At 60.5% G+C, this 26,333-nt stretch carries 24 protein-coding genes; 5 read left to right on the plus strand and 19 right to left on the minus strand.

Annotated elements, in window-relative coordinates; translation table 11 throughout:
* Positions 1–109 precede the first annotated feature (109 nt).
* The 7 genes from ACTQ05_RS02015 to ACTQ05_RS02045 all read right to left on the minus strand — a co-directional run bounded on the left by ACTQ05_RS02015 (position 110) and on the right by ACTQ05_RS02045 (position 7,044).
* A complete protein-coding gene (locus ACTQ05_RS02015; RefSeq protein WP_441537828.1) occupies positions 110–2,683 on the minus strand; it encodes a DNA topoisomerase I in 2,574 nt (857 codons plus the stop codon).
* A gap of 54 nt (positions 2,684–2,737) precedes the next feature.
* The gene (gene hypB, locus ACTQ05_RS02020) at positions 2,738–3,421 is read right to left on the minus strand and encodes a hydrogenase nickel incorporation protein HypB (RefSeq protein ID WP_441537829.1); all 684 of its coding nucleotides are present in this window, start codon (positions 3,419–3,421) and stop codon (positions 2,738–2,740) included.
* Between the two features lie 54 nt (positions 3,422–3,475).
* On the minus strand, positions 3,476–3,832 hold the full coding sequence (hypA, locus tag ACTQ05_RS02025) for a hydrogenase maturation nickel metallochaperone HypA (protein ID WP_441537830.1): 357 nt from the start codon (positions 3,830–3,832) through the stop codon (positions 3,476–3,478).
* 6 nt (positions 3,833–3,838) lie between these two features.
* A complete protein-coding gene (gene tatC / locus ACTQ05_RS02030) occupies positions 3,839–4,633 on the minus strand; it encodes a twin-arginine translocase subunit TatC (protein WP_193221504.1) in 795 nt (264 codons plus the stop codon).
* Positions 4,633–5,205 (minus strand): twin-arginine translocase TatA/TatE family subunit, encoded by a 573-nt coding sequence (locus ACTQ05_RS02035; RefSeq protein ID WP_193221503.1) that lies wholly within the window; start codon positions 5,203–5,205, stop codon positions 4,633–4,635. Before ACTQ05_RS02035 ends, tatC begins: the two co-directional genes overlap by 1 nt.
* A 153-nt stretch (positions 5,206–5,358) precedes the next feature.
* The gene (locus ACTQ05_RS02040; RefSeq protein ID WP_152068467.1) at positions 5,359–5,673 is read right to left on the minus strand and encodes an STAS domain-containing protein; all 315 of its coding nucleotides are present in this window, start codon (positions 5,671–5,673) and stop codon (positions 5,359–5,361) included.
* Between the two features lie 66 nt (positions 5,674–5,739).
* Positions 5,740–7,044, minus strand: coding sequence for an aminotransferase class I/II-fold pyridoxal phosphate-dependent enzyme (locus ACTQ05_RS02045; RefSeq protein WP_427718927.1), 1,305 nt, complete (start codon positions 7,042–7,044; stop codon positions 5,740–5,742).
* Between the two features lie 158 nt (positions 7,045–7,202).
* Here ACTQ05_RS02045 and ACTQ05_RS02050 point away from each other — a divergent pair, with 158 nt between their 5' ends.
* Positions 7,203–7,457, plus strand: coding sequence for a hypothetical protein (locus tag ACTQ05_RS02050; RefSeq protein WP_154515036.1), 255 nt, complete (start codon positions 7,203–7,205; stop codon positions 7,455–7,457).
* Between the two features lie 100 nt (positions 7,458–7,557).
* On the opposite strand, the gene nhaA is transcribed toward ACTQ05_RS02050, so the two are convergent.
* The 3 genes from nhaA to ACTQ05_RS02065 form a co-directional block, all read right to left on the minus strand.
* Entirely contained in the window at positions 7,558–8,916 is a 1,359-nt protein-coding gene (nhaA, locus tag ACTQ05_RS02055; RefSeq protein ID WP_441537831.1) for a Na+/H+ antiporter NhaA, read from the minus strand.
* A gap of 263 nt (positions 8,917–9,179) precedes the next feature.
* Positions 9,180–10,103 carry a manganese-dependent inorganic pyrophosphatase gene (locus ACTQ05_RS02060; protein ID WP_154515040.1) on the minus strand — a complete coding sequence of 308 codons (924 nt, stop codon included), beginning with the start codon at positions 10,101–10,103 and terminating at the stop codon, positions 9,180–9,182.
* A gap of 166 nt (positions 10,104–10,269) precedes the next feature.
* The gene (locus ACTQ05_RS02065; RefSeq protein ID WP_441062976.1) at positions 10,270–11,223 is read right to left on the minus strand and encodes an ROK family protein; all 954 of its coding nucleotides are present in this window, start codon (positions 11,221–11,223) and stop codon (positions 10,270–10,272) included.
* 340 nt (positions 11,224–11,563) lie between these two features.
* Here ACTQ05_RS02065 and ACTQ05_RS02070 point away from each other — a divergent pair, with 340 nt between their 5' ends.
* Both ACTQ05_RS02070 and ACTQ05_RS02075 read left to right on the plus strand, forming a co-directional pair.
* Positions 11,564–12,283: a GntR family transcriptional regulator gene (locus ACTQ05_RS02070; protein WP_154515044.1), complete on the plus strand. Its 720-nt coding sequence runs from the start codon at positions 11,564–11,566 to the stop codon at positions 12,281–12,283.
* Positions 12,284–12,355: 72 nt separating this feature from the next.
* On the plus strand, positions 12,356–13,288 hold the full coding sequence (locus ACTQ05_RS02075; protein ID WP_441062975.1) for a type I phosphomannose isomerase catalytic subunit: 933 nt from the start codon (positions 12,356–12,358) through the stop codon (positions 13,286–13,288).
* Positions 13,289–13,526: 238 nt separating this feature from the next.
* Here ACTQ05_RS02075 and ACTQ05_RS02080 read toward each other — a convergent pair whose 3' ends face one another.
* From ACTQ05_RS02080 to ACTQ05_RS02095, 4 genes are all read right to left on the minus strand, one after another.
* Positions 13,527–14,294 carry a hypothetical protein gene (locus ACTQ05_RS02080; protein ID WP_441062974.1) on the minus strand — a complete coding sequence of 256 codons (768 nt, stop codon included), beginning with the start codon at positions 14,292–14,294 and terminating at the stop codon, positions 13,527–13,529.
* Positions 14,282–15,310 carry a hypothetical protein gene (locus ACTQ05_RS02085; protein WP_441062973.1) on the minus strand — a complete coding sequence of 343 codons (1,029 nt, stop codon included), beginning with the start codon at positions 15,308–15,310 and terminating at the stop codon, positions 14,282–14,284. Before ACTQ05_RS02085 ends, ACTQ05_RS02080 begins: the two co-directional genes overlap by 13 nt.
* A 366-nt stretch (positions 15,311–15,676) precedes the next feature.
* Positions 15,677–18,580, minus strand: a complete 2,904-nt coding sequence (locus ACTQ05_RS02090; RefSeq protein ID WP_441062972.1) for an ATP-dependent helicase — start codon at positions 18,578–18,580, stop codon at positions 15,677–15,679.
* A gap of 146 nt (positions 18,581–18,726) precedes the next feature.
* Positions 18,727–19,707, minus strand: coding sequence for an undecaprenyl-diphosphate phosphatase (locus tag ACTQ05_RS02095; RefSeq protein ID WP_441537832.1), 981 nt, complete (start codon positions 19,705–19,707; stop codon positions 18,727–18,729).
* Positions 19,708–19,948: 241 nt separating this feature from the next.
* Between ACTQ05_RS02095 and ACTQ05_RS02100 the strand changes: the two genes are divergently transcribed.
* Positions 19,949–20,386, plus strand: coding sequence for a universal stress protein (locus ACTQ05_RS02100; protein ID WP_154515052.1), 438 nt, complete (start codon positions 19,949–19,951; stop codon positions 20,384–20,386).
* A gap of 251 nt (positions 20,387–20,637) precedes the next feature.
* Here ACTQ05_RS02100 and ACTQ05_RS02105 read toward each other — a convergent pair whose 3' ends face one another.
* The 3 genes from ACTQ05_RS02105 to ACTQ05_RS02115 all read right to left on the minus strand — a co-directional run bounded on the left by ACTQ05_RS02105 (position 20,638) and on the right by ACTQ05_RS02115 (position 22,864).
* Positions 20,638–21,681, minus strand: a complete 1,044-nt coding sequence (locus ACTQ05_RS02105) for a sensor histidine kinase (RefSeq protein ID WP_441062970.1) — start codon at positions 21,679–21,681, stop codon at positions 20,638–20,640.
* A gap of 9 nt (positions 21,682–21,690) precedes the next feature.
* A complete protein-coding gene (locus tag ACTQ05_RS02110; RefSeq protein ID WP_427728526.1) occupies positions 21,691–22,362 on the minus strand; it encodes a response regulator transcription factor in 672 nt (223 codons plus the stop codon).
* 169 nt (positions 22,363–22,531) lie between these two features.
* The gene (locus ACTQ05_RS02115) at positions 22,532–22,864 is read right to left on the minus strand and encodes a hypothetical protein (RefSeq protein ID WP_441062969.1); all 333 of its coding nucleotides are present in this window, start codon (positions 22,862–22,864) and stop codon (positions 22,532–22,534) included.
* A gap of 141 nt (positions 22,865–23,005) precedes the next feature.
* Between ACTQ05_RS02115 and ACTQ05_RS02120 the strand changes: the two genes are divergently transcribed.
* A complete protein-coding gene (locus tag ACTQ05_RS02120; protein WP_441062968.1) occupies positions 23,006–23,569 on the plus strand; it encodes a PucR family transcriptional regulator in 564 nt (187 codons plus the stop codon).
* An 18-nt stretch (positions 23,570–23,587) separates the two neighbouring features.
* Here ACTQ05_RS02120 and ACTQ05_RS02125 read toward each other — a convergent pair whose 3' ends face one another.
* A complete protein-coding gene (locus tag ACTQ05_RS02125; RefSeq protein ID WP_441062967.1) occupies positions 23,588–24,298 on the minus strand; it encodes a hypothetical protein in 711 nt (236 codons plus the stop codon).
* A gap of 278 nt (positions 24,299–24,576) precedes the next feature.
* On the minus strand, positions 24,577–26,184 hold the full coding sequence (gene purH, locus ACTQ05_RS02130) for a bifunctional phosphoribosylaminoimidazolecarboxamide formyltransferase/IMP cyclohydrolase (protein WP_427794233.1): 1,608 nt from the start codon (positions 26,182–26,184) through the stop codon (positions 24,577–24,579).
* Between the last annotated feature and the right edge of the window lie 149 nt (positions 26,185–26,333).

The following is a 26,333-nucleotide window of genomic DNA, read 5'->3' on the forward strand; positions in this document are numbered from 1 at the left end:
TCCTAAACTGCCGGTAGAAAAGGAACGTCCCTAACTGCCGAACAAAAAACGGGCGAGGATCATGGGACCCTCGCCCGTTTTTGTTTTGGGCAATGTTTCGGCTGCGCCGCTACTTGCTGGCGGCCGCCTTCTTTGTGGTCGTCTTTTTCGCGGCAGCCTTCTTGGCAGTCGTCTTTTTCGCCGTGGTCTTCTTCGCCGTACTCGCCTTGGTCGTCGTCTTGCGGCCGCGGGCGGGCTTCTTCTCCTTGGTCGGGCAGTCCATGTTGACGCAGATACGCCACGGACCGCGCGCCGTGTTGACCACCACGATGGGAGCGCCGCACTCGGGGCAGGTCTCACCCGTCGCCTCGAGCTTACCGCGCGCCGGCAGCGGATAGCTCACGCCGCAATCGTCATAGTTGGTGCAGCGGATAAAGCGCTTGCCGCTCTTCTCGCTCTTGTGCGCAATCAGATCGCCATGGCGTCCGGCCTCGGCGCACACCTTGCACTCGCCCACCTTAAGGTCGGGCTCGTAATTGGTGGGACACGTGGGGTTCACGCAGATCTCGAAAGCCTTCTGGCGGAACGGCTGGCACTTAATGCGCGGTGCGCCGCATTCGGGACACACGGCAGCCTCGCCCTCGAGCGGGCTCACCTTGACGCCGCTCGGCACCGGATAGGTCACGTCGCAGTCGGGCCAGCCCATGCAGCCGATAAAGCTACCGCGGGTCTTGGCGCTCGTCTTCATAACCAGATCCTTGCCGCACTTGGGGCAGGCGCCCACGCGCGCATCGGCCGTGACGGCATCGCTGATGGCGTCGCCCAGCTCCTGCGTATGCTTGAGCAGCTCATCGAGCACGCCGGCCAGCAGCGCGCGCGAGTGCGTCACGACATGCTCTTCGGTATCTTCGCCGCGCTCCACGCGGGTCATGTCGCCGTCGAGCTCGCTGGTCATATCGGGGCTCGTGATGCGCGGGGCAAACTGCGACAGTGCATCGATGATGGCGATACCCAGCTGACTCGGCTCCACGGGATCGTTTTTGAGGTAGCGCACGGCGTACAGGCGCTCGATGATGCTCGCGCGCGTGGACTTGGTGCCCAGGCCGCGCTTTTCCATCTCCTGCACGAGCTTGCCCTGGCTGTAGCGTGCGGGCGGCTCGGTCTGCTTGGCCTCGAGCTTAATGTCGAATACGTCGACCGTGTCGCCCTGCTCCAGCGGCGGCATCTGCTCGTCGCGCTTGAGTCCGTACGGGTATGCCTCGCGGAAACCCGGGGTCACGAGCACATCGCCCGAAGCCACGAACGGCTCGCCGTTCACGTCGAGCTCGAGCTTGGTGTTCTCGATGGTGGCGGGGCCCATAAGCGTCGCCAGGAAGCGACGAGCGATGAGGTCGTAGAGCTTGCGCTGGCCACCGTCGAGCATGGACGGATCGCCCTCGCCCGTGGGGTAGATAGGCGGGTGGTCGGTGGTCTCGACCTTGCCGCGCGTGGGCTTCATGGGACCGGCGAGCACCTTTTTGCATACGGGCGCCAGCGCCGGGTTGATCTTTGCCAGGTCACTCACCACGGCGCCCAGATCGAGCGTCGCGGGGTACACGGTGTTGTCGACACGCGGATAGCTGATAAGACCCGCCATGTAGAGGGACTCGGCGATGCGCATGGTGCGTGCGGGCGAGATGCCCTCGGCCGCAGCGGCAGCCTGCAGCGAGGTGGTCGCAAACGGCGTGGGCGGCTGCTGCTTGCGCGAGCGCTTGGTCACCGCGGCAACGGTTGCCGTCGCAACGCCGTCGACATGGCCGTACGCCATCTCGGCAGCATCCTTGTCGGTAAAACGCGCCGTCTTGTGCGCGATCTTAAAGCGGTCGTCCTCGGCAGCAGCCTGCGCGGCAGCCATGCCGCGGATCTGCCAGTAGTCCTCGGGCACAAACGCCATGCGCTCGCGCTCGCGCTCGACCACCAAGGCGAGCGTCGGGGTCTGCACGCGGCCGGCAGAACGAACGTTGCCAAAGCCGCCAAACTTGGCGAGCGTCAGGTAGCGCGTGAGCACCGCACCCCAAATGAGGTCGATGTGCTGACGGCTCTCGCCGGCATCGGCCAGGTTCTGGTCGAGCGAGACGAGGTTATCAAAGGCCTGCGTGATCTCGGCCTTGGTAAACGAAGAGTACTGGGCGCGGGCAACCGGCAAGTCGGGCGCAACCTCGCGCACCTTGTTGAGGGCGTCCGAACCAATCAGCTCGCCCTCGCGATCGAAGTCCGTGGCGATGATGACGCTGTCGGACTTCTTGGCAAGGTTCTTGAGCGAGCGAATGAGTTCTTTCTCGGCCGGCAGCTTGATAACGGGCGCCCAGGTAAGGTAGGGCAGGCTCTCGAGCTTCCAGCCTTTGATGGAGATACCGTCGGCAAGGAACGGTTTGCGCTTGGTGTCATAGGGCGGACGCGCCAGGCCATCGGGTATGTCGGCCGGCAGCATCTCGCCGTCCTCGGTGACCGAATACCAACCCAGCTTTTTATCGAACAGCACGCTGTCGCAAAAATCGGGCGCAAGGATGTGACCGGCAAGGCCGATTGTCACGCACTCCTCGCCCTTCCACTCAAAACGGTAGATGGCGGTGTTGTACACCTTGTCCTTTTTGGGCTTGCCCGTGGAAAGACGCTCGGCAATCTGACGCGCGGCGTCGTTTTTCTCGGCGATGATGAGCTTCAAAAGAGGCTCCTATCTCGTGTGTCTGCGGCTGCGCCCGCACGTACGACGGCCGACTTACGCCCTTGTTTGTTCGATCTGCCCGATGAGCCAATCGCACCAGGCATCCATGCCCTCGCCCTTGCGTGCGCTCACGGCAAACCGCGGCGCCTGCGGATTGAGGTCATCGAGTGTCTTAGTATACCTATCCATGTCAAAATCGAAAGCCGGGGCCACATCGACCTTGTTGAGCAGCTGTGCGCTAGCGTGCTGGAAGATGCCCGGGTACTTAATGGGCTTGTCGTCGCCCTCGGGCACCGAGAGAATCATGATGGACAGGTTCTCGCCCAGGTCAAAGTCGACCGGACAGACCAGATTGCCCACGTTTTCGATAAAGATAACATCGATGTTTTGAAGGCCCACTGCCTGGTCAAACGCATCAACGGCCTCCATGATCATGTTGCCCTCGAGGTGGCACAGACCGCCCGTGTTGATCTGAATGGCGGGCATGCCGGCTTCCTTCATGGTGATGGCGTCGACATCCGAGGCGATATCGCCCTCGATGACGGCACAGCGCAAGCCGGCTTTGTCGCGCAGGCGCTCGTTGGTGCCCAGAATCGTGGTGGTCTTACCAGAGCCGGGACTCGACAGCACATTGATCACATAGGTGCCTGTCTCTTTGAATCGCTGACGCAGCTGATCTGCCAGGCGCTCATTGCGCGACAGAATCGGCGATGCGATATCAATAGTTTTCTCGGCCATACTCGGCACTCCTTACTTCTACCATTTATACCCCGTCCCCAAATGGCAGGCTGGTTAATTGTCGGGGGTTTCGATCTCGATGCTGGCGATGTCGAGCTCGCGTCCGTGCAGCAGGCGCACGTTGGTGCCGCCACACTGAGGACAGCGGCAATGGAAGCGGTCGTGCTCAAAGACCTCGCCGCAGTCCAGGCACTCGCTTTGTGGATGGACTTCCTCCACGGCAAGCTCGCAGCCGCGCGTGAGCATGTCCTCGTCGCGAAACGTCTCCCACGCAAAGTCGAGCGCCTCACGCACAACTTCGGTCATATCCCCAATGCGCAGCGTTACCAAAACAGCGCGCGAGGCCCCCGCCCCACGCGCCGCGCGAATCACTGTATCGAGTATGCCGTTGACAATGCCAACCTCGTGCATACGGATTTACTCCTCGTCGTCCTCGTCGTCGTTCGAGAACAGATCCAGACGGCTCACAAACAAGCCTTCCTTGCCATCGCGCGCGGTAATGACCACGCGGGCGATGGCGAGCGAAATCTCGTAGAGCGAGAGCAGGGCGCCATACATGAGACCCAGTGTAACGGGCGAGCCGTCGGGCGTAATCACAGCCGAGCCCGCAAGCAGGCCAACGTATACGTAACGCCAGGCACCGCGAAAGGCCGCATAGGACACGATATGGAAGACAGAAAGGTAGAAGATGATGAGCGGCAGCTCAAACGCCACACCAAAGCCGATCATAAAGAGCAGCTCCATGTTGACGTAGTTCTCCAGATCGGGCAGCGCCGTAGCGACGGCCGAGGTTTCGCCGATGAGCCACTCAAAGCCCGCAGGGATGATGATGAAGTAGCAAAAGATTGCGCCCAGGAAGAACAGCACCGTCGAGGCGAGCACCGTGGGCACAACCCACTTGCGCTCGTTGGGGCGAAGCGCCGGCAGGAAAAACGCCAGAATCTGCCAAATGATCATAGGCGTGCACATGACAACGGCCATCTTGAGGGCCAGCGAAAAGCGCAGACCAAAGCCGCCGAGCGTGGTGGTGATGTAGAACTTACCGTCCGGCACAAAGGAGCGGATGGGGTCTTCCAGGATGTCGAGCACCACGGGCGTGGCGAAATACAGCACGATGGCGGCGGCAAAGACTGACACGACCACGATGGTCAGGCGACGACGGAGCTCACCCAGATGATCGAAGAGCGGCATGCGCGCAGGTCCGATAGGCATTACTCATCGCCTCCCTTCGGGGCATGGGCGGCAGCGGCGTCGTCCTCGGCCTCGAGCTCGCGAGCGAGCTGGTCGACGACGGCCTTGCGCTTGCGGGGACGACGGGCGTAGAGGTCAGCCGTCGTGGGCTCTGCCGGCTCGGGCTCGGGCTCCGGCTCTGCAGCAGGCTCGGGCTCGACGGCGGCAGCGGCAGACTCGGCGCCCTCAGCCTCACCAGCAGCACCTTCGTCCTCGGCAGCACCCTCACTCGCGGCCTTCTCGGCGGCAAGGCGGGCACGGCGCTCGGCAAAGGTCTCCTTCTTTGCGGGCGCGGCCGTCTCGACGGCATCCTCGTCCGCATCGGAATCGTCATCGACGGCAGCCTTCTTGGGCTTGACCGGAGCCGAAGCGGCCTCGCTTACCGGATCGATAATCTCGGACTGAACAACAGCCGTCATCTTTTCCTGCGTCTCGCGGAACTGACGGATGGCACGGCCGATCGTGCGGCCCATCTGCGGGAGCTTATCCGGGCCAAACAGCAAAAAGCCGAAGACCACGATGATCGCGAGCTCACCCTCTCCAATACCAAACACACATACCTCCAAGGCTCGATGTGAGTCGAGCCCGCACCGCGCCATTCGGCCGGAACTCGTCTATTCATTCGGTCAAGTATAGCGCCCGGACGTCAAAACATCCGAGCGCATCACAAACATATACCAAACGGCACGCCCTTTTTGGGGCAGGGCTTATGCCGCCGTAATTGAAATCTCCTGGTCGACACCCAGCAACTGAACCACGCGCATCACCGGGGGCTGCACGTTGACGCAGCCAAACCGCTTGCCGTGATCGGCTGCGTGGTGCGCGGCGCCCACAAGTACGCCAATACCTGTCGAGTCGATATAGCTCACCTGGGCAAAGTCGAGCTCAACGGCCTCGGTGGGCTGCTCGAGCGCCAAGTCGATGGCGTTACGCAAGCTGTCGGCGTTAGAGATATCAATCTCACCGGTCACCCTGATGGTGTAGAGCTCCGGCGTGGGGTTGGTGGAAATACCCAAATCCATGTATACGCTCCTTTGCGTATCGAGAGTGCGGATAGTACTGGACGCGGATTTGCGGGGCCCTACGCGTTAGGCGCGCTCGGCACGAGCAAGCTCGGCAGCGACGAGCTTGACGGCCAGCACCAGCACGTCGAGTGCGGCCTCCAGGTCCTCGACCGTGGGATAACTCGGCGCGATGCGGATGTTGGTGTCGCGCGGATCCTTGCCATAAGGCCAGGTGGCACCTGCCGGCGTGAGCTTGACACCCAGGTCGGCGCAAAGCGCGGCGACCTTTTGGGCCGAGCCCTCGGGGCCATCAAAGCTCACAAAGTAGCCGCCGCGGGGATGCGTCCAAGTAGCGCAACCCGTATCGCCCAGGCCCTCAGTGAGCTTGCGCTCGACGGCCTCAAAGCGCGGACGCAAGAACTCGGCATGCTTTTTCATGTGCTCCTTGACCGCCTCGATGGTGGGAAGGAAGCGCACGTGGCGTAGCTGGTTGAGCTTGTCGGCGCTGATAAGACCGGCCTTCAGGCGCTTGGAGAACTCCGCGATGACCGCGGGACTCGCACCGATAAAGCCGATGCCCGCGCCCGGGAAGGTGATCTTGGACGTCGAGGCAAATGCCACCACGCGGTCCTCGGTACCCGCCGCGCGGGCAAGATCGAAGATGTTGGCGAGCTCGTCGGTCTCGTCGTACAGGTCGTGCACGCAGTAGGCGTTGTCCCAAAAGATGCGAAAATCGGGCGCGGCCGTGGGCATCTCGACCAAGCGGCGCACGGTGTCCTCGCTAAAGGTGATGCCCGTGGGGTTGGAATACTTGGGCACGCACCAGATGCCCTTGATGGAGTCGTCGGCGGCAACCAGGCGCTCTACCTCGTCCATGTCGGGGCCGCTGCCGGTCATCGCGACGGGGACGTTCTCGATACCCAGGTCGGCGGTGATGCCAAAATGACGGTCGTAGCCGGGAACCGGGCACAGGAACTTGACCTTCTTACCGTCGTGCGCGGCCTCATACGCCTCCCAAGGCTCGCTGCCGCACGAGCCGCAGCGCCAGAACATACCGGCGATATCGTGCTCGATCAAAAGGCTCGACGAACCCAGTACGAGCGTCTGATCGGCGGGGCAACCCAGGAACTCCCCCGCCAGCTTGCGTGCCGAGGGAATGCCCTCAAAGCAGCCGTAGTTGGAGCAGTCGACGTTACCGTCGTGCAGATCGGCGTCGGCATTGAGGATATCGAGCATGGGGCGCGAGATGTCCACCTGGGAGGGCGACGGCTTGCCGCGCGCCATGTCGAGCGCCAGGCCCTTGGCCTTGACCTCGGCAACCTCGGCTTTGAGAGCCTCGATGGCGGCATCGAGTTCGGTGGTTTCCATCTTCTGGTAGATCGTCTGCATGGGTGCGACCTTTCGCAAAGCGGGACGTTGCAGTTTGTCTAAGTATAGACCGCTACCGCCGCAACGGTATGAAGCCGTGATAGATTAAGTCCATCGCAATGAATTACGATATCCACCGTATGACCCGTATAGCCGCATGGCACATCCAAGGAGGCAGTATGGAATACGGCTCTTTTCAAGCCGAGGAGTTCGGAGACCTGCAGCGTCTGGTCGACGGCTTGTTTTATGACCGTAAGGCCATTGACCGCCTGGATCTAATCGTTCAGGCGGAGATCTTGGACCTGGCGCCCGATCTCATGGAAATCGTGAATCTTTTGCCGCCCGGCCACTACGACCGCCAATCGCTTTGCGACCAGCTTAACTCGGCCCTTGCCGCCCACGGCTGGGGCGCCGTCTACGGCACCGTGGAATAAAAATGGCAAATAAATGAAATGCCGTTTGTGACAGTGCTCACAAACGGCATTTTTTCACACGAGGGCATCCGGGGCATGTCCGGCCCCGGTTTTCGCGCTCCTACTCGTCCTTGGGCGAAGGGTGCTTGCAGACCATGCTCATGTAGATCATGCCCAGCACGGCCGCGGTAACAGAACCGGCAAGAATGGCGGCCTTGGCGGCCAGAACCTCGAACTGGGCCGTCGGGAAGGCGAGGCCGCTGATGAGGATCGACATGGTAAAGCCGATGCCACCCAAAATGCCCACGCCGGCGATCATATGCCAGTTAACGTTATGAGGCAGCTCGCAAGCCTTAAGCTTGACCAGGGCAAACGTTACGCCAAAGATACCGATCGGCTTACCCAGCAGCATGCCAAAGTACACGCCGAGGGTCACCGGGTCGGTAAGCAGCACGCTCATGTCCACGCCCACCAGGCGAACCTGCGCGTTGACAAACGCAAAGATCGGCAGGATCACAAAGTTGACCGGTGTGGAGATCAGGCGCTCCATGCGGATGAGCGGCGGGGTCACACGGTGCATGACACGCTCGACCTTGGTAGTCGAAAGGGTAAAGTCGTGCTGGCCCAGGATGTGCGCCTCGTCGTCGTAACGGTCGTCGAGCAACGGCAGGTACTCGCCTAGCCAATCGGTAAGGCTATCGAGCTTAACACCGCACTTGGCCGGGATGGTGAAGGCCAGGATGACACCGGCAAGCGTGGCGTGCACGCCGCTCTTAAACATGCAAAACCACAGCAGCAGACCAAGCACCGAGTACGGGGCAAGGCGATAATGCTGAGTTTTGTTGAGCCACACAAGTGCGCAGGTCACAACTGCAGCGGCACCCAGCCAAAACGGACTGGGGCTCTGGCCGTAGAAAATGGCGATGGCGGCGATGGAGATGAGGTCGTCGGCGATGGCAAGCGTCGAGAAGAACACGCGCACGCCGTTGGGCACGCGATTGCCCAAAAGCGACAGCACGCCCAGCGCAAAGGCAATATCGGTTGCCATGGGGATGGCCCAACCGTTGCGGGCGCCGGCATGGTTAAAGATCAGGTAGATGCAGGCGGGAACGACGACGCCGCCCACGGCTGCCAGCATGGGAAGCATGGCCTGACGCGGATTCTTGAGCTCGCCGACCGTCATCTCGTACTTAAGCTCAATGCCCACCAACAAAAAGAAGATCGCCATGAGAAAGTCGTTGACGAAAAGCTCGACGGTAAGGCCAGCCGTAAGGTTGCCCAGACCCACATACAGCGGGGTCTCCAAAAAGTGATGGATAGCCTCGTAGACATCGGTGTTGGCGCAGATAACGGCGGCGATGGCGGCGATGACCATGACGGCGGCGGAAATCGTGCCGTTCTCGGCGATGCGCTCCCAGATGTCATGACGTTCAAAGCGCTTGCGCTCACGAACGTTGAACAGCTGCTCAGTTGCTGCCATGGGCGGCTCCTTTCACGGGAAAGCTCCCGTCTTAAAAAAGCACGGCCCGCCCAAGTGGCGGCACCGCGCTCCAACGTATTACGCTTGCATCTAGCCTACCCTGCACGACAAGCACGCAGGCGTGGCCGAAAAGCGGAACCACAGGTTGAACATTATTTGCCCAACGGTACGGGCGCCCCTGTCCAATAGGGGACGCGGTCCCGCGAACAAAAAACGACCGGAGCGCGGGGCGTCCGCGGTCCGGTCGTAGCAGGCTACAAAACCTAGCAGGCGGCCATGATGGGGGCAGCGACCTGCTTCTTACGGGAGAGGACGCCCGGCATCCAGACGCCGTCGTGCTCGTCGGCAATGCCCAGGCCCTTCTGAGCGGCCTCGGTCTCGCCCTCGAGCAGGACCTGCGAGCCCTCCTCCATGATGTCGGTGATGCACAGGACGATGCCGTCGGCACCCTTCTCGGCGGCGTAGGCGCGCATGGCCTCGCGGATCTCGTCGATCATGCCGAGCGCACGGCTCTTGTCGACGGTCTCGTACTGGCCGATGAGCAGCTTCTTGCCGGCGGGCTCGAACATCTTGATGTCGTTGCCGACCATCTCGGCTGCGGTGAAGGAGCCGGACGGACGGGTGAGGAAGACCTCCATGCCAAACTTGACCGGGTCGACACCCACCTGCTCGCCGAGCTTGGCGGCGACGGCGCGGTCGACATCGGTGGTGGTGGGGCTCTTGAGCATGAGCGTGTCGGTCATCATGGCCGAGAGCAGCAGCTTGGCCTGAACGTCGGAAAGCTCAACGCCGAGCACGCCGGCGAGCTTAGTGACGATGGTGCAGCTGGAACCCCAGGGCAGGCAGATGTAGTGCAGCGGGCCGGCGGTCTCAAAGTCGCCGATGCGGTGATGGTCAACGACGCCAAAGACCGTGGCGTCCTTAAGGCCGGCGACGGACTGGGCGGACTCGTTATGGTCGGTGAGAACGACAAGCTGGCCGGCCTCGACGGACTCAATCATGCGGGGCTCGGCAATGCCGGCGTCTGCGAGCAGCTTGGCGGACTCTGCCGGAAGCTGACCAAGAGCGCAGACCTCATAGGTGTTGCCGGCATACTCAACCTGGTTGAGCAGCTGAGACAGAACGACGGCGCTCATGATGGCGTCGTTATCGGGGTTCTGGTGACCAAAGACAAGAACGTTTGCCATGGGTATCCTCCACTTGGTATGTGTACTTAGACGTAGCTATGGTAGCACGCTGGCAGCTGGCCTTTGGGGACAGAAGGGCCACGGCATATTTTGTGGCAGGTATGGGGGCCAAGGCTGTCCCTTTTGCACCATGTTGGTGCAAAGTAACCTGGCCCCCTTGCACCAGCTATTTACCGGCAGCGCGCAGGGCTACGTAGGCAGAACCGATGATGCCGGCGTCGTTTCCGAGCGAGGCAACCTTAATGGGCGTCTCGCGCGAGGCGGAAAGCGCGTAGCGCTGGAAGTACTCGCGAACCTTATCGAGGTAGACATCGGCCGAGGCGGAGGCGCCGCCGCCGATCAGGAACATCTCGGGATCGACCACGTTGGCAATAAGCGCCAGGGCGCGGCCGAGATAGTCGGCCATGGTATCGGCCGCGGCCAGCGCGAGCTTATCACCCTCGCGGCAGGCTTGGAACACGTCCTTGGAATCGGAGGGGCCGGTGAGCTCGATGGGCTCGACGCCCGCCTTCTTGCACTCGGCAAGGTAGTTGTTCACCACGCCGGTGGCGCTGGAATACTGCTCCAGGTGGCCATGGCCGCCGCAGCCGCAAGTGCGCTCCTCAGCCGGATTCAGGCACATATGGCCAATCTCGCCGCCGGCGCCCACAACACCCGACACCACATCGCCGTTGACGATAACGCCGCCGCCCACGCCGGTACCGATGGTGACCATCACCACATTCTGCACGTCCTTGGCAGAACCGAGCCAAGCCTCGCCCATGGCAGCGGCGTTGGCATCGTTCTCGTACTTAACGACCGCATCGGGGCAGTGCTCCTGAATGGCGATCTTCAACTCGGGCAGGTTAATGGCAATGTTGGCCTTGACCTTGGCATCGCCCGCTGCCGGAATGGGGCACGGAACAGCAAGGCCAATGCCCGCCACAAAGGCGCGCGGAATCTGTGCCTTGGCGACCACCTGGTCGATAGCCTCGGTCACCGCGGCAAAGCCCGCAGCGTCAACGATGGGAGGCGTGGGCACGCTGACCTTCGCAAGCAGGTTGCCATCCCCATCGAACAGGCCCTCCTTAACCGAAGTGCCGCCGACGTCGATGCCGATGTAGTACTGCTTAGGTTCCATAGGGGCCCGCCTTTCTCGTTTAAACATTGTCTGTATGGTACCGCTCCCAAGGCAAAAACCTACCAAAAAGGGACAGGTTTGTTTTGGTAGGTTTTATCTGAGGAAATGCAGAATACAGGATTCGGTTCGCTGGGTGCTAAATCGGTTCGGCCCCGTCCTCGGACCGATTAGATTTCTCAACACGACATTATTCGAATGTATATTTATTTAGAGCGCTTTTATTTTTAGCGCAAAGCGACTTTTAGTAATATATCTATCGAACTTTTCAATGACTCAATAGGGATACTTAGGTGTTGAGTATACTTTCTTTTATACTCGATCAAGTTGGAAAGGAGGTTCCATGATTCCCAAATACGAGGCGATAGCTGCAGATATTCGTCGAAGTATTGAGGATGGCGCTCTTAAACCAGGCGACAAGCTTCCCACCGTCGTTGAGTTCTGCGAACTCTATAGCGTTTCCAAAATCACTGTCAAACGAGCTATCGAGCAAATCACCGAGGAAGGTCTTGTTACCAGCCGTCGTGGATCGGGTACCTACGTTAAGGACACGGCGGGGCTTCCCGGCCAAGCGTTTTTCCAGGGCAAAAACGACCGTGCCCAGGGCTTTTCGTATGAGCACCGCGGGGAGAAGGTGACCTCGGTAGTCTACGACTTCTCGATTGTTAATCCACCAGCGGACATCGCAGCCCAGCTGGGAATTGCCGAGGATGACTTTGCCTATCACATCGTGCGCGTGCGTCAGGCCGATGAGAAGCCCATCGTTATCGAGTACACCTACATGCCCCTCGAGCTGATTCCGGGCCTTAAAAAGAAGGACCTGTACGGATCGGTCTACCGCTTTGTCCGCGAGCAATGTGGGTTGAAGATCTCGAGCTTCCACCGTACCATTCGCGCCGTGGCAGCAACCGAGGAAGAAGCCGAGCGCCTGGACACCAAACCTGGCTCTCCCCTGCTCGAGCTCAACCAGATTGGCTTTTTGGACAGCGGCGCGGCCTTTGAGTATTCGGTCTCGCGCAACGTTGGCGACCGCTTTGAGTTGCACAACGTAACGTTGGCATAGGTTTTTGTAGTCATGCGGGCGCTCGTTTTGAGCTGTTTGTGCAACGCCCGCGCAACACAATGGGGTATGAATATGTCCGATTTGATTAAACTGACGCCGATCTTCCACGAGAAGATCTGGGGCGGCCGCCAGCTCGAAACCGTATTTGGCTACGACATTCCCGATGGACCCATCGGTGAGTGTTGGGCCATCTCGGCCCACCCCAACGGCGACTGCCAGATTGCGGAGGGCCCGTATGCCGGCCACACGCTGTCGTGGCTGTGGGCCGAGCACCGCGAGCTCTTTGGCAGGTGCGAGGGCAAGGAGTTCCCGCTGCTCGTTAAGATTCTGGACGCCAAGGACGACCTTTCGATCCAGATTCATCCCAACGACGAGTACGCCGCCAAGCACGAGAACGGCAGCCTGGGCAAAACCGAGTGCTGGTATGTGCTGGACTGCGAGCCCGGCGCCACGATCATCGTCGGCCAGCGCGCGCATGACCGCGCCGAGGCCGCACAGATGATCGAGGGGGGCCGTTGGGACGACATGCTCAACGTGCTGCCGATCCACAAGGGCGACTTTTTCCAGATTGATTCCGGTACCGTGCACGCCATCAAGACCGGCACGCTCATTTTGGAGACGCAGCAGTCAAGCGACGTGACGTATCGCCTGTACGACTACGACCGTCCCGGCACCGATGGCAAGCTGCGTCCGCTGCACATTGAGCAGAGCCTCGATTGCATCGATTTTGACGCTCAGGCTCCGACCGACGGCACGATAACCGCGCCCGAGGTGGACGGCGTGACCGAGCTCGAGTCTAACTCCTGTTACACCGTCGATCGCGTACGCGTCGACGGCAGCAAGACCTTGGAGCAGCGCTGGCCCTTCATGTGCCTGTCGGTCATCAACGGCAAAGGCACCGTCTGCGGCGACCCCGTCCACAAGGGAAGCCACCTGCTGGCACCCAGCACCGTCAGCTCCATCGACCTCGAAGGCCAGATGGAACTGATCGTCTCGCACCTGTAAGTTACCGGTCCCCGAGCGCTCGCCGGGATGGGGCGCGGGCTTTGGTCGCCTGCTCGGACAGTCCTGCTCGCACGGAGAGCACATTAAGTGCTCTCCGGCTCGTGCGGAACTCGCGATCGACCAAACCCCGCGCCCCATCCCGGCGAGCCTCTGGCTAGTAACGACAATCAAAAAGCAACAAGGGGCTCTTCCGTTCATCAACGGAGGAGCCCCCGCTATACATAACGACTCAAGGTGCCTATAGGTAGACCTTTTCGAGAAACGATAACGTGTCCTGAAGCCGCGCCCTTTCCTTACGGTTGGTCTGCCGATTTACATACGAAGCAAAGTCCGTAAGAAAATCCTCCGCATCAACCCTCATTTGCCCCGTTAGCTCCAAACGCGCCGAAGGCGACAATAAGTCAGCAAGTCGAGCAACATCCGAACGGTGCTTCCGCCGATCAATGTTGTTGCAACGACGTCCCTCTTCATAACTTCTGTTGATATCAATGTGCGCACGCATCTTGAGGGGAATGATATGGAGTGCATCGAGCAACGTAATGCCTTCTACGTTCGTTGCGTTGTCGCGAATATATTCGTAGTAGCCATCGTCGAGGATAATTGCCGAGAGACTTGATACGGCCCCGTCAAAGGAAAGAGGTGCCACTTCGCTCGTTTCATCTTCGAGCACAAAATCAGGATGTCGGGCAAATAGCTCAATTTGACCGGGATAGTCTAGGGCCCGCTTCGATCCTTTGGGCAAGCAGAACCGATAGTAAGTGCACTTTCCATCGCCGACCTTTCCAATCTCGTATCCAGCTGCTTTGATAAATGCCCACAATGCAGTGGCAAATTCAACGCCTTCCCCATCAGCAATTACGACGACATCCAAGTCTTCGGTAGCCCTGAATGAATCACCTTCGCTGTCAAATAGAACGCTGCAGGCCCCTCCACCAATAAGGACGTAACCACCTTTGCAGCTGCTCATGGCGTCGGCAAATCGCTCTATCCCCCTCACTTTTGGCATATCGTCCTCCTGAGCTGTTCGACCGCATCGAGCAGACGGTCATCTTTGTAATCCTCTTTTGCGCAGGCAACGTATAAGGAGAACGGGTCGACACATTGCAAACCTGTCGTGTCAAAACTAACATCGGACGGCTCGTCCACGGGATACGACCAGACCTCAATCTCGATAGCAGCCGGTTCGTACCACTGGGCCTCCAGCCATCTGTCACCCATGTGCTCTTTTAGGTCCTCTAGCTGATTCTTTTCGAGAGCAATGGTTGGAGCAGATTCTTTATGAGCAAGGTCAGACATATAGCTAAGGGCAGACATACCGGAAAGCAGCGCGTCAACGGCACGTAGCTCTGTTCTCTCGATAACCTTCTTGAGCCGGATTCGCTCTAAAACTGGTGTGCGAAGATAGTCCTCAAACCCATCCAGCAGCGTCTCGGTCGACAACCCGGCATCGCACAATATACGCTTTTTGCCGTCCCGCATAATCAACCCAGGAGCTATAGCGGCGATTTCCGAAAGATAGCCGCTGACGCTTGCCGCGCTTTTGCCACACAGACGCGCTAGGTCGCCGGCGGAGCAGTCAACCCATCGTCCCGCGATGAGATTTAGGACGATTCGTTGAGATTGGGGCGAAAGCGGAGCAGCGGGAGAAGCACCCAGCACCTCACCGGAAATAACGGCTCCGATAAACGGCAGAAACGCATTTCGCTCATCTCGGATATATGCGATCCCCTCCGAAGAAAGCGCGCGCATAAAGCCTAAATCCATAGCGTTCCAGCAAATTGCCACCGGGCGAGCATCTATCTTGCGCACTGCATTGGCGAGATTTCGCGCCGAAATGACACTGGGCGGTTCTTTTGGTTCCGCAACAATAAAACGGCCTTGCTCAGACATGCCGAGCCGTGCTAAGCGAAGCGAATAGCGCTCGAGATACATGCGAGGAATCTGTATCTCAACTGGCTCCGGGTCGATGGCGAGCTCTAAAGAGAAGAGTCTTTTAGGGAGACAATTTAGCAGCATGTCCACTCACCATTTTCATTTCAGTTACATTTTAGTATCTATCTAAAATTATACTGAATCGTATAAAACGCTCAATCCCCAAAGTCATAAGAAACAATCCGAAACGTAATAAGGGGCTCTCCCGACCATGTACGGAAGAGCCCCTACTCGTATCTATCTATCAGCCCACCCGGCTCTCCAGATCAAAAAGCGAACAAGCAGAGCGAGGTTCGAAAGCTGCAGGCTAAAACGTCACAAGGAAGAGGGCGCGTCGAGGGCTTTGGTCGATCGCGAGTTCCGCACGAGCCGGAGAGCACTTAATGTGCTCTCCGTGCGAGCAGGACTGTCCGAGCAGGCGACCAAAGCCCCCGGCGCGCCCGGCCAACCTCGCAGTTAGGCATTCAGCTTAACAATCGGAGCGAAGCCTTTCATTAGCTTTTTGGTCTGGCCGGTCTTTTCGAATTGGACCTCGATCATGTCTCCAGCGACCGAGATCACGGTACCCGTGCCAAAGGTCTTATGACTCACGGTATCGCCCGCGGCAAAGTCCTGCGACGCGCTGGCGCGATCGACCTTGCGCTCCACTGTCGGGGACACCTTGGACGACGGCTTTTTGGCTCGCGGTGCGCCCGAGCCAAAGGTCGAGGCAACGCGACCGGCGTCGGGCGAGACCCCACGATGGCGCTCGGTCCCGTAGCTGCTGCCGCCAAAGAAATCGTCGAAGCTCGATCCGCCGCGCGAACCGGAACCGCCGGTCGAGCGCGTATGCGAACCAAACACCTTGCCGCCATACATATCCGAACCCATGCCCGAGCCAAAGGTGCCGCGACGGTCGCCGCGCTTCTCCCAGCCCGTGCCCTCAAAACCGGCAGAACCGATACCGCTAAACTCGATATCCTCAAACGGAATCTCGTTGAGAAAGCGCGAACGCGGGTTGGCGGAGGTCGAACCGTAGGTGCGACGCGTGGCCGCATAGGTCAAGAACAGGCGCTTGCGGGCACGCGTGATGGCGACGTAGGCCAGGCGACGCTCCTCCTCGAGCTTGCCCGGATCATCGCTGCCGCCAAAGTCGTGCACGTGCGGAAAGATACCCTCCTCCATGCCGGCCACGAACACCGCCGGAAACTCCAGGCCCTTGGCGGAGTGGATGGTCATCATGGTAATGGCATGCGTCTCGCCGGCCAGGGAATCCAAGTCGGAGCGCAAGGCCAGCCACTCCATGAGTGCCGGCAGCGCCTTACAGGTGAGCGGACCGTAGGTACGCTCGATCTCGCCGGCATGCACGGCACCCGCCGACAGCTCCGTCGGCGCGGCATACGCGTTGCCTGCGATGGCGGCTGCCAGGGCATCCTGCGGAGACAGCGCCGGAGCGGCCAAGCCATCGAGCGGATTGGAGCCCGCGGCGTCACGGGCGCCGACGAGCGCCTCAAACGAGGATGCCGGGACAGATGGCCCCGGTTCGGGCGCAGACACGCTCACCACGACGGGCTCGGGCTCGGCGCCGGCAGGCACGTCGGCAACACCGGCTGCGCGCAGCTCTTCTAGGCTCTCGAGCGTACCCTCGATATCCTCGTGCGTCTCCTCAAATTCCGCCGCAACGCCCAGAAATTCCTGGATGTTCTCGGCGCGGCTCTCAGATTCCATGGTGCCCTCGACGCGAAACGCCTGCAGAAGGCCCGTCTTATCGACGATCATCTCGACAACGTCCTTGAGCTCGCCGTCCATGCGGCGGCCCTCGCGCACCAGTGAGACAAAGCTCGACAGGCCGTTGCGCACCCTGGCGCTAAACATGCCGGTTTCGGCGCACGCGATCTCGCAAGCCTGGAAGAACGAGCAACGGTTGTCGCGTGCCAGCTGCTCGATCTTTTGGATTGAGGTGGAGCCAATGCCGCGGCGCGGTGTGTTGATGACGCGCTTGACGCTCATCTCGTCGGCCGGGTTCACGATCATCTTGAGGTAGGCCATGACGTCGCGAATCTCGGCACGGTCGAAGAATCGAGTGCCGCCCACGATCTTGTAGGGCACGCCCGCGCGCAGAAACATATCTTCGAGAATACGCGACTGGGCGTTGGTGCGATAAAACACGGCGATGTCGTCGTAGCTCGTGCCTTTGGCATGCAGTTTCTCGATCTCACCGGCAATCCAGCGGCCCTCGTCGCGCTCGTCGCTCGCCTGGAAGGCCTGAATCTTCTCGCCATCGCCCTCGGCCGTAAACAGGCGCTTGTCCTTGCGCTGCGAGTTGTGGCGCACCACGGCGTTGGCGGCGTTTAGGATATGGCCCGTAGAGCGGTAGTTCTGCTCGAGCTTAACGGTCTTGCAGTTTTTAAAGTCCTGCTCAAAGTCCAAGATGTTGGTGATGTCGGCGCCACGCCAGCTGTAAATGGACTGGTCATCGTCGCCCACAACCATGAGGTTTTGGTACTTGGCGGCCAGAAGGTTGGCGATTTCGTACTGGACGTGGTTGGTGTCCTGATACTCGTCGACGCTAATGTAGCGGAAGCGCTCCTGGTACTTGTCGAGCACCTCGGGGCGGGTGCGCAGCAGTTCGAGTGTGCGCACGAGCAAATCGTCGAAGTCCATCGCGTTGGCGGCGCGCAGGCGGCGCTCCAGCTCCAGGTAGACCTGCGCGGCCTTTTTGTCGTTGGGGCTATCGGCGGATTTGAGCATGTCCTCGGGGCCGATCATGGCGTTTTTGGCCGAACTGATCTTGCTGCGAATCATGTTGATGGGGAACTGCTTTTGCTCGATGCCGAGCGCCTGCATAATGTCACGCACCATGCGCTTTGAGTCATCGTCATCGTAGATGGTGAACTGACCGGTGTAACCCAGCAGGTCGGCGTCCTCGCGCAGCATGCGCACGCACATGGCGTGGAAGGTGCACACCCACATGCCGCGGGTACCACTGGGAATGAGCGCCGTCAGACGCTCGCGCATCTCGGCCGCGGCTTTGTTGGTAAACGTGATGGCAAGAACCTGCCAAGGCTTAACACCCAGGTCGCCGAGCATATGCGCGATGCGGAAGGTCAGGACGCGGGTCTTGCCCGAGCCTGCGCCGGCGAGGACCAGCAACGGGCCCTCGGTGGTCAGGACGGCCTCGCGCTGGGCAGGATTAAGGCTGTCAATGTCGACGAGCGGCTTGACGGGCTTGGGTGCCGGCGCGGGAGCGTCGTAGATGTCGAGCGGAACGAGCTCGGGCTCCGGCGCAGCGGGGGCGATGTATGCATCGAGCGGCACGGGTTCCGGCGCGGGCGGCACGGGTACCGCGGCGTTCTTTTCCCAGGGCAAGGGCTGGGTCATGGGCGACTCCTCATCTGACGGACGGCGCGCCTGCGGGCGGCGCCATAGTTTGAGCCGTACCAGTATACCGAGCCGCGCGGACACCGACGCAAATCACACCACGACTCCGTGCGCCGCGCTCTGGCCGCCGCGCAGCGTCAACCAAGTTACAGGCCGAGCATAGGCTCCAGAACAAAGAAGTACGCGAGCACCACGATGCCCAGAATAATGCGGTAGACGCCAAAGCACTTAAAGTCGTGACGGCGAACGAAGCCCATGAGCCACTTGATGGCAATAAGCGAAACCACAAAGGCCACGACGCAGCCCACGCCCAGAATGGCAATCTCGTTGGTGCCAAACGTACCGCCCTTAACGAAGTACTTGACCAGCTTGAGCGCGCTCGCGCCAAACATAACGGGAATGGCCAGGAAAAACGTGAACTTGGACGCCACCGAGCGCGTGCAGCCCAGCAGCAGGCCGCCGATAATGGTGGAGCCGGAACGTGATGTGCCCGGAATCAGCGAAAGCACCTGGAAGCAACCGATACCCAATGCGGTCTTCCAGCTCAGGTCCTCGAGCGTGGCGATGGATCCAAAATCCAAATCCTCGTCATTGTCATTGTCTTCGGCAATATCCGCCGCAGGCGCCGCGAAGTGTGCACCGGCGGGACGCCCGCCCACCACCACAGCACGCGAACCAAACGAATCGGCAAGAGCGGCGTTCTCGCGCTTACTCGCACGCCAGTTCTCAATCACGATAAACAACACGCCGTACACGATGAGCGCCAGCGCCACGACGGGAGCGTTATAGAAATGCTCCTCCATCCAGTCGTTGAGCGGCAGACCGATCGCCGCGGCGGGAATACAGCCAAGCACAATCTTGCCCCACAGCACCCAGGTGTCGCGACGACCCTCCTTGCCCTTGCTGGGCGAGAACGGATTTAAGTCGTAGAAGAACAGAACGCAAACGGCCAAAATGGCGCCAAGCTGAATCACGACCAGGAACATATTCCAGAATGTCTCGCTCACATTCATCTTGACGAACTCGTCCACCAAGATCATGTGGCCCGTCGACGAAACGGGCAGCCATTCGGTGATGCCCTCGACCAGGCCCATGAAGGCAGATTTTAGAAGCTCGATGATATCCAAAGGGACCCCCTCGTTTGTCACCCGCCGATAGTTGTTCTGCGGACGGTTGCGGGCGATGTCCCATTATCAACCGTTCGGCCGCGGCCGCGCCCACCCTTACCAAAAATCTCGCCCGTTCACAGAATTGCGAGCGGTCAAACCGAAATCCTTGGGTATAACTGCAACAAGCTAAAGTGTCCGGCGGCCAACACGTCGTCCGATGCACGAGCCCGCGCCCGTGCGATAGACCAAGGAGGAAACCATGAACGAGGGCTATACCAAGGTATTTGTTTCACTCGACGGTACTGAGCAGCAGGATTTTGTGCTCACACGCGCTATCAAGGTCGCCGCAAACAATGGCGCCAAGCTGATCATCGGTCACGTCATCGATTCCACGGCGCTCGAGAGCGCCGGTTCCTATCCGGTCGATCTGGTCAACGGCCTGGAGGAGGCCTTTAAGAACTCCATCGCCAAGCAGCTCGAAGAGGCCAAGGCTAATCCCAACATTCCCGAGGTCGAAGTCATGATTCGCGCCGGCCGTATTCGCGAGACGCTCAAGGACGAGATGCTCGACGTGGTCAAGCCCGATCTGGTGCTCTGCGGCGCTCGTGGCCTTTCCTCGATCAAGTATGCGCTCCTGGGTTCGATTTCGACATTCCTGCTGCGCAACACCGACTGCGACATTCTGGTCGTGAAGTAGGTTCCTTCCCGCCGGCGCAAGGCCTGCGGGGTTATCACGCCGACGTCCTCGCCGCTTCGCGGCTGCGGGATGTCGGCTTAGATAACCCCTCCCGGCCTTGCGCCTTCGTCACCGTACTTCAGCGAGTTAGCTGAATAGAGAGATGGCGTGCCGCCCTGGTTGGGCGGCACATTTTTTTGGGTGATTTTTTAGAGCCTCATAGCCATGTTCACGTTCGGGAACATAGCCATCCGCACCACAAGACGGCCCGACTACTCGAAGTATTGAAACTTGTTGGTCGAGAAAGCGAATGTTACGACAAAGCCTTCGCCGGAGTCGGATGCCGCGGCAACGTCGATGCCCATCTTGGAACACAGGCGCGCCACCAGGTAGAGGCCGATGCCCGTTGCGCGCTTGGTGGTGCGGCCGTTATCGCCGGTAAAGCCCTTCTCGAACACGCGCGGCAGGTCAGCCGCGCTCACGCCGCAGCCGTTGTCCGCGACGGTAAGCTCGATGCGCTCGCTTGCCAGGCCCTCGTCCAGCAACGCACCCGAAAACACAATCTTCGCGCCGTCCTCACGCGCATATTTAATGCTGTTCTGAATGAGCTGGCCCAGAATAAACTCGAGCCATTTCTCGTCGGTGAACACCTCAAAGTCGAGGTTCTCGCACACCGGAGCCACGTGCGCCGCAATGAGCTCGCGCGCGTTGGCTTTAATCGCGCCCGTCACCAAGCTCTTGAGACCCCAGCGGCGAATTAGGTAGTCGCGCTCTACGACTTCCGAGCGCGCATAGTACAGCGCCTGATCGATATAGCGCTCCACGCGAGCCAGCTCGCGACCCAGGTCATCCACGCGCGACAGGTCGTCTTCGCTGCCGTCCAGGTTTTCCAAAATCAGATGAGCCGCCGCCAGGGGCAGCTTGGCCTCGTGGACCCAGCTCTCGATATAGTCGCGGTAGTCATCGGTCTGGCGCCGACCTTCCGCCACCTCGTCGCAAGCGGCTTTGCCCACCCGGCGCAAGACCTCATATTCGAGCTCGCCCTCGGCATAGGTCGGGCATTGCACCATCTCCTGCACCCATGCGGGGCTCCCCAGCTCCTCTGCCGCGCGCTCCAGCTGGCACAGAAAACGACGACGGCGCACGTACTCGATCACGATGCCCAGCATGCCAAAGATAAAGGACACACCGACCGCCACGACCACGATGGATGCCGGGGCGCCGGCGACCGTCAGTACAAAACAGCTCAGCAGCACGCCGCAGGTCCACACGGCAACGGGAAGCAGTGCATCTTTAAAGAACTTGGCAAACGACATAACCGGCCCCTAGACCGAATAGCCTTGGCCGCGATGCGTCGTCAAATACCCCTTGATGCCGATTTTTTCGAGCGTGGTGCGCAGGCGGTTGATATTGACGGTGAGCGTATTGTCGTCCACGAAGGCGTCGGAGTCCCACAGGTCCTGCATGATAGCCGAGCGCGAGACGATCTTGCCCGCGCGGCCCAAGAGCAGCGAGAGGATACGCAGCTCGTTTTTGGTGAGCTCGGTACTGTCGCCGGTTGCCGTATTGGTGACCATGGAGCGGGCGAGGTCGAGCTCCAGCCCCTTGTGGACGAGCGTGCTGCGATCGCCCGCCGCCGCGGTGCGGCGCAGCAACGCATTGATGTGCGCCACGAGCACACGGGCGCTGTAAGGCTTGGGAACAAAGTCGTCCGCGCCAAGCGTCATGGCCATGACCTCGTCGATCTCGGTCGTGCGCGACGTGAGGACGATGATAGGAACCTCGGATTCGCGGCGAACCTCGTGGCAGATATGTTGGCCGTCCTTGACGGGAAGCGTGAGGTCGAGCAACACCAGGTCGGGCGCGGCGGCAAGGATATCGCGCGAGACATGCTCAAACGATTCGCAGGCCTCGATTTCAAACCCGGCGCGGGCAAGGATGTCGACAAGCTCACGACGAATGCGCTCGTCGTCCTCAACGACATAGATCAGCGCCATGTGTCCTCCCATTTCGCGCAACTTGCACCTTCCACACCATTATGCCCACGGCGTCGCAGCGATACGACCCCGTGGGCACCTAATGTGACAAAAGCGTTCGGTAGCCTTGAGAGAAAATGGGGGCCCTCGGTCCTAAACCGATCGGCCCCATCACTTCGACCTTGAGCCTCTACTCGAGCGTACGCATGTACGCAGAGATGGCATCCAGGCCCTTCTGCAGGTCGTCGGTGTTATCGGAGTATGCATAGCCGATACGCATGCTCTTGGGCTCCTCGAAGCAATCGCCCGGGGTGACGAGCGCGCCGGACTTCTTAATCATGTCGGTGCAGAACGTCCTGGAGTCGTTGTCGTAGTCGTAATACACAAGCGCGGTGCTACCCGCCTCGGGCTTGACGAACGACAGGTGCGGCTCGCTCTCGACCCACTTTTCCAGAACAGCAAGGTTCTGAAGGACGATGCGACGGCTGCGCTCAAGGATCACGGAAGCGTTACTCAGAATCAACTCCGCCACCGACTCGCTGAATATGCCTTTCTGGACGAAGCGGTCGCCCTGTTCGCATCGTTTGCAGAGCCCCTCGACCCGCGTACGTTTTTGCAAATCGAACGTCTTTGTTCAAAATCGACCCTCGCCGAATGCCACAACATGCTGGCACCCTATGACGGAGGTCTGCTATTCGTAGCGACAAGCGACTCGGAGCAGACGCTCGATGTGGAGCGAATCGCGCAGGCGCTCACGGAGCTCATCGAGGTTAGCGGTATCGATGGCGGAGCGGAAGGACTCGGCATCAGCGATATTCTGTTTGGAGACGAGGCGGTGGCGCAGGCGATCTCGCAGGCGATTTACGCACAGCGCCTATCTTGTCAACGAGCCGAGGGCCCCGTCCGCTATACGCAGCTCGGCATCCTGAGAACCGTGATGCCTTTTGCGGAAACCCCTGAGATGCGATCGTTCTCGGAGGCGATTCTCTCGCCGATACGCGAGCACGACAGCGAGCATGGCAGCGAACTGGAATCCACACTCGCCGCATTCATCGAGAACGACCGACGTATCGAGCGAACCGCCAGGCAGACGAGCCAGCACCCGAACACGATTCGGTATCGCCTCGATAAGGTGACAGCTCTCACCGGGCTGAGCTACAAATGCGCCCCAGAGATGGAGCAGCTGTCGCTCGCCTACGCCATCGAACGCGCTCGCTCGCTTCAGTAAGCCCACCCCGCCTTGAGGTTAGGAGCGGCGGGCACGGAGCTTTTCGTAGCCTTCGGCAAAGAAGGCAACCGTAGCGGCGTCGGACTCGGCGGCGTCCGTCTCGGCGGCAGGGACCACGCCGTGCTCGTCACTCACCAGGAACAGCGCGCCCTTGAGCTGCGCGGGAATGTCCACGCGCGTGACCGGGATGCCCTTGGTCTGGGCCAGCTGCTCGATAAGCGTCGCCGTGCCACACAGGCACTCGTCCGCCGGTGCCACAAAGACCAGCTCGCCGTTGTTGACGGCGGCGAGCAGCTCGGGCGCCACGCCGGTTTCGTCGGCCTCGGAGCGGGCCTCGGCGGAGCGGGCACGCAGCGCCTTGGCCGAAGTATCGGCCAGCGGCTCGTACTCCCCCACCGTCATGGCGGCATTGCCGTTAACGTCGATCACCAGCATGAGCACGCCGTCGCGCGCGGTGTAATCGCCCTCGGCAAGCGACCACTCAACGTGCTGCTTGGCCCAGCTGAGCATGTTATGGGTGAGCGGCTCGCCCTGCACCAGGCGCTCGGACAGCGCACGAATGTGGCGGTTGAGCATGGGCACCTTTTTGTTGGACATGCGCCAACGGCAGACAAGCGCGGGCTTGTCGAGCGTAAACTTCTCGACCGCCTCCTGATTGGCGCAAAAGTCCTCGTACGCACGCTGGTCCTCGGCATTGCCAAACAGCTCGGCATCATCCACAACGGCCATATCCAACCTTTCTCAAAAACATACACCGCACCGTTATACCCAAAAAAGCCGCCTGCACCAACCGGCACGGGCGGCAATAGATAGCTTTAGTTCGGGGCGAGCCAATACCGCTGGTGGAGCATAAGCCAGCGAGCCGGACCCAAGTGCCTCAGGTCGCCGCGAAAGAGGAGCGACGCGTACTTCTGTACGCGAGCGACGGTTTGAGCGGCGAGATGAGGTGCTTGGGGCCGGCGCAGCGTCGAGCAGTTACGCGGTTTGGTAAAACCGCGTAACGATCATTAGTGGCGGAAGTGGCGGGCGCCCGTGAAGACCATTGCGATGCCATGCTCGTTGCAGGCCTGGATGCTCTCGTCGTCGCGCTTGGAGCCGCCGGGCTGGATGATGCAGGTCACGCCGTGCTCAGCAAGCACGTCGACGTTGTCGCGGAACGGGAAGAACGCGTCGCTTGCGCAGGCAAAGCCGCCCTTCTCCACGCCCTCGCGCTCGCAGAAGTCCTCGGCGCGCTCGCAGGCAAGCAGTGCGGAGTCAACGCGGTTGGGCTGGCCCGGGCCCATGCCAATGCCGGCCTTACCCTTGGAGACCAGGATGGCGTTGGACTTGACGCCCTTGCAGACCTTCCAGGCAAACTCAAGCTCGGCCATCTCGGCATCGGTGGGCTTGCGGTCGGTGGGGAACGTAAAGGTCGCGGGATCCTCGATCACGTGGTCGACCTCCTGCACCAGCATGCCGCCGTCGATGGAGCGCAGCTCCACCTTGGCGCCGTGGTCCACGCCGCCGGTAGCCAGCACGCGCAGGTTGGGGCGCTTGGCCATGCGCTCGAGCGCCTCGGCGGTGTAGCTCGGGGCGATGATGACCTCGACGAACTGCTTGTTCTGATCGGCAAAGTGCTCAACCAGCTCAAAGGGAACCTCGCGGTTGCAGGCGATGATGCCGCCGAAAGCGCTCTTGGGATCGCAGGCAAAGGCGCGGTCGTAGGCAGCCGTGATGTCCTCGGCAACGGCGGAGCCGCAGGGGTTCTGATGCTTGAGGATCACGCAGGCAGGCTCGTCGAACTCGCGAACCAGGTTCCAAGCGGCATCGGCGTCCAAATAGTTGTTGTAGCTGAGCGGCTTGCCCTGAATCTGCTCGGAGCCCACGAGCGGGAACTGCGAGCTCGCGGAGTTCTCGCAGCCATCGGCAAAGCGGTAGACCGTAGCCTTCTGCTGAGGATTCTCGCCATAGCGCAGGTCGTCGACCTTCTCCAGCGAGACCTCGAGTTTGGCAGAGGTGTCCGCCACGTCGCTTGCCTGGGCAGCAAGCCAACGGGAGATAGCCGTGTCGTAGGCGGCGGTGGTCTGGTAGACCTTCACCTGCAGGCGACGACGGGTGGAAAGCGTGGTGCAGCCACCGGTCTCGCGCATCTCGGCCAGGACGGCATCATAGTCGGCCGGGTCGGAGATGACGGTAACGCTCGCGGCGTTCTTGGCGGCAGAGCGAAGCATGGAGGGGCCACCGATATCGATGTGCTCGATGGCATCCGCGAAGGTGACCTCGGGGTTGGCGACGGTCTTCTCGAACTCGTACAGGTTGACGACGACCAGGTCGATCAGCTTAATGCCGTGCTGAGCTGCCTCCTGCATGTGCTGCTCGGAATCGCGGCGAGCCAGCAGTGCACCATGAACCTTGGGGTGCAGCGTCTTGACGCGGCCGTCCATCATCTCGGGATAGCCCGTGAACTCCTCGATGGGGGTTACGGGAACGCCCGCGTCCTCGATGGCACGAGCCGTGCCGCCCGTAGAGATGATCTCGACGCCAAAGTCGTCAACCAGCGTCCGTGCGAAATCGACGACGCCCGTCTTATCGGTAACCGAGATCAACGCGCGTGCGATCTTCACATCAGATCCCATGCAGTCCTCCTGTCTGGTACGCCGCCGTGCTCTGTGAGTCGGTGATACGTCGATCTGCAGCGCTCGCGCAGCGGCATTGAAAATACTGATTCAATGTAGCGCATCGAGCGCATCGATGCACCCCGTAACGGGCGCATGTGCAGAAAAAG

It is taken from the genome of Collinsella sp. LCP21S3_A9 (assembly GCF_052118785.1).
GTDB lineage: Bacteria > Actinomycetota > Coriobacteriia > Coriobacteriales > Coriobacteriaceae > Collinsella.

Bases quoted from the DNA above. Each gene is read 5' to 3' on its own strand.
- hypB (WP_441537829.1), bottom strand. From the start codon at position 3,421: ATGGCCGAGAAAACTATTGATATCGCATCGCCGATTCTGTCGCGCAAT.
- hypA (WP_441537830.1), bottom strand. From the start codon at position 3,832: ATGCACGAGGTTGGCATTGTCAACGGCATACTCGATACAGTGATTCGC.
- tatC (WP_193221504.1), bottom strand. From the start codon at position 4,633: ATGCCTATCGGACCTGCGCGCATGCCGCTCTTCGATCATCTGGGTGAG.
- ACTQ05_RS02040 (WP_152068467.1), bottom strand. From the start codon at position 5,673: ATGGATTTGGGTATTTCCACCAACCCCACGCCGGAGCTCTACACCATC.
- ACTQ05_RS02045 (WP_427718927.1), bottom strand. From the start codon at position 7,044: ATGCAGACGATCTACCAGAAGATGGAAACCACCGAACTCGATGCCGCC.
- ACTQ05_RS02050 (WP_154515036.1), top strand. From the start codon at position 7,203: ATGGAATACGGCTCTTTTCAAGCCGAGGAGTTCGGAGACCTGCAGCGT.
- nhaA (WP_441537831.1), bottom strand. From the start codon at position 8,916: ATGGCAGCAACTGAGCAGCTGTTCAACGTTCGTGAGCGCAAGCGCTTT.
- ACTQ05_RS02060 (WP_154515040.1), bottom strand. From the start codon at position 10,103: ATGGCAAACGTTCTTGTCTTTGGTCACCAGAACCCCGATAACGACGCC.
- ACTQ05_RS02065 (WP_441062976.1), bottom strand. From the start codon at position 11,223: ATGGAACCTAAGCAGTACTACATCGGCATCGACGTCGGCGGCACTTCG.
- ACTQ05_RS02070 (WP_154515044.1), top strand. From the start codon at position 11,564: ATGATTCCCAAATACGAGGCGATAGCTGCAGATATTCGTCGAAGTATT.
- ACTQ05_RS02075 (WP_441062975.1), top strand. From the start codon at position 12,356: ATGTCCGATTTGATTAAACTGACGCCGATCTTCCACGAGAAGATCTGG.
- ACTQ05_RS02080 (WP_441062974.1), bottom strand. From the start codon at position 14,294: ATGCCAAAAGTGAGGGGGATAGAGCGATTTGCCGACGCCATGAGCAGC.
- ACTQ05_RS02090 (WP_441062972.1), bottom strand. From the start codon at position 18,580: ATGACCCAGCCCTTGCCCTGGGAAAAGAACGCCGCGGTACCCGTGCCG.
- ACTQ05_RS02100 (WP_154515052.1), top strand. From the start codon at position 19,949: ATGAACGAGGGCTATACCAAGGTATTTGTTTCACTCGACGGTACTGAG.
- ACTQ05_RS02105 (WP_441062970.1), bottom strand. From the start codon at position 21,681: ATGTCGTTTGCCAAGTTCTTTAAAGATGCACTGCTTCCCGTTGCCGTG.
- ACTQ05_RS02110 (WP_427728526.1), bottom strand. From the start codon at position 22,362: ATGGCGCTGATCTATGTCGTTGAGGACGACGAGCGCATTCGTCGTGAG.
- ACTQ05_RS02120 (WP_441062968.1), top strand. From the start codon at position 23,006: ATGCTGGCACCCTATGACGGAGGTCTGCTATTCGTAGCGACAAGCGAC.
- ACTQ05_RS02125 (WP_441062967.1), bottom strand. From the start codon at position 24,298: ATGGCCGTTGTGGATGATGCCGAGCTGTTTGGCAATGCCGAGGACCAG.
- purH (WP_427794233.1), bottom strand. From the start codon at position 26,184: ATGGGATCTGATGTGAAGATCGCACGCGCGTTGATCTCGGTTACCGAT.